Origin of the sequence: Klebsiella sp. MS 92-3 (assembly GCF_000195655.1) — a bacterium.
GTDB lineage: Bacteria > Pseudomonadota > Gammaproteobacteria > Enterobacterales > Enterobacteriaceae > Klebsiella > Klebsiella pneumoniae.
The window spans coordinates 24,295-26,046 of record NZ_GL882825.1; the positions used below are offsets into that span (position 1 = coordinate 24,295).

The 1,752-nt window shown below is 64.1% G+C and carries 2 protein-coding genes; both read left to right on the forward strand.

Annotated features, from left to right (window positions below):
• The coding region (gene moeA / locus HMPREF9538_RS0128010) for a molybdopterin molybdotransferase MoeA (RefSeq protein ID WP_009485554.1) at positions 1 to 973 on the forward strand (973 nt) is incomplete at its 5' end.
• Entirely contained in the window at positions 973 to 1,728 is a 756-nt protein-coding gene (gene moeB, locus HMPREF9538_RS09770; RefSeq protein ID WP_004176736.1) for a molybdopterin-synthase adenylyltransferase MoeB, read from the forward strand. The genes moeA and moeB, both read left to right, overlap by 1 nt.
• Positions 1,729 to 1,752: the final 24 nt, after the last annotated feature.

Sequence of the window (1,752 nt, forward strand, 5' to 3'; positions counted from 1 at the left end):
CGCCTGGCCGGCGGGGACCTGTATCCGCATCATGACCGGCGCGCCGGTGCCGGAAGGCTGCGATGCGGTGGTGATGCAGGAAGAGACTGAACAGACCGAGGCCGGCGTGCGCTTTATCGCGCCGGTAAAAGCCGGGCAGCATATTCGCCGCCGCGGAGAAGATATTGCCCACGGCGCGGTGGTCTTCCCGGCGGGGACACCCCTGACGGTGGCCGAGCTGCCGGTGCTGGCCTCGCTCGGCATTGCCGAGGTCGAGGTGGTGCGCAAGGTACGCGTCGCGGTCTTCTCAACCGGCGATGAGCTGCAGCTGCCGGGTCAACCGCTCGGCGACGGCCAGATTTACGATACCAACCGCCTGGCAGTGCACCTGATGCTGCAGCAGTTGGGCTACGAGGTCATTAACCTCGGCATTATTCCTGACGACCCGGCGAAGCTGCGCGACGCTTTTATCGACGCCGACCAGCAGGCCGATGTGGTCATTAGCTCAGGCGGCGTCTCGGTGGGCGAAGCCGATTACACCAAAACTATCCTCGAAGAGCTGGGGGAGATCGGCTTCTGGAAGCTGGCGATTAAGCCGGGGAAACCCTTCGCCTTCGGCAAGCTCAGCAGCAGCTGGTTCTGCGGCCTGCCGGGTAACCCGGTGTCCGCCACCGTCACCTTCTGTCAGCTGGTGCAACCCCTGCTGGCGAAACTCTCGGGCAAGCACGGCCCGCTTCAGGCGCCCCGCCTGCGGGTCCGCGCCGCCACGCGCCTGAAAAAGTCGCCTGGCCGCCTCGATTTTCAGCGCGGTATTCTGCAGCGCAACCCGGACGGCGAACTGGTGGTGAACACCACCGGCCATCAGGGCTCGCACATTTTCAGCTCCTTCAGCCTCGGCAACTGCTTTATCGTGCTGGAGCGTGAGCGCGGCCATGTTGAAGCAGGCGAATGGGTCGAGGTCGAACCCTTCAGTCACCTGTTTGGGGGGCTGTAATGACCGTTGAGCTGAGCGATGAAGAGATGCTGCGCTATAACCGGCAGATCGTCTTGCGCGGTTTTGATTTTGACGGCCAGGAGCGGTTAAAAGCCGCTCGCGTGCTGGTGGTCGGCCTCGGCGGGCTCGGCTGCGCCGCCGCGCAGTATCTGGCCGCCGCCGGGGTCGGGCAGCTCACCCTGCTCGATTTCGACACTGTCTCGCTCTCCAACCTGCAGCGCCAGACGCTGCACAGCGACGCCACCCTCGGCCAGCCGAAGGTGGATTCCGCCCGCGAGGCGCTGGCGCGCATTAACCCGCACGTCCGTCTGGTCCCGCTCAATGCCTTGCTGGATGAGGCGGCGCTGGCGGCGCAGATTGCCGATCACGATCTGGTGCTCGACTGCACCGACAACGTCGCCATTCGCAACCAGCTTAACGTCGGCTGCTTTCAGCACAAAACCCCACTGGTCTCCGGAGCGGCGATCCGTATGGAGGGGCAAATCAGCGTCTTTACCTATCAGGATGGGGAACCCTGCTACCGCTGCCTGAGCCGTCTGTTCGGCGAAAATGCCCTCACCTGCGTCGAAGCCGGGGTAATGGCCCCGCTGGTAGGCACCATCGGTTCGCTGCAGGCGATGGAGGCGATTAAGCTGCTGAGCGGCTACGGCACCCCTGCCAGCGGAAAAATCGTCATCTACGATGCCATGACCTGCCAGTTTCGCGAAATGAGGCTGATGCGTCACCCGCAGTGCGAGGTATGCGGCTCGCACTGACCCCCACACCGGCGACGAGAGTCG

Bases quoted from the DNA above. Each gene is read 5' to 3' on its own strand.
- moeB (WP_004176736.1), top strand. From the start codon at position 973: ATGACCGTTGAGCTGAGCGATGAAGAGATGCTGCGCTATAACCGGCAG.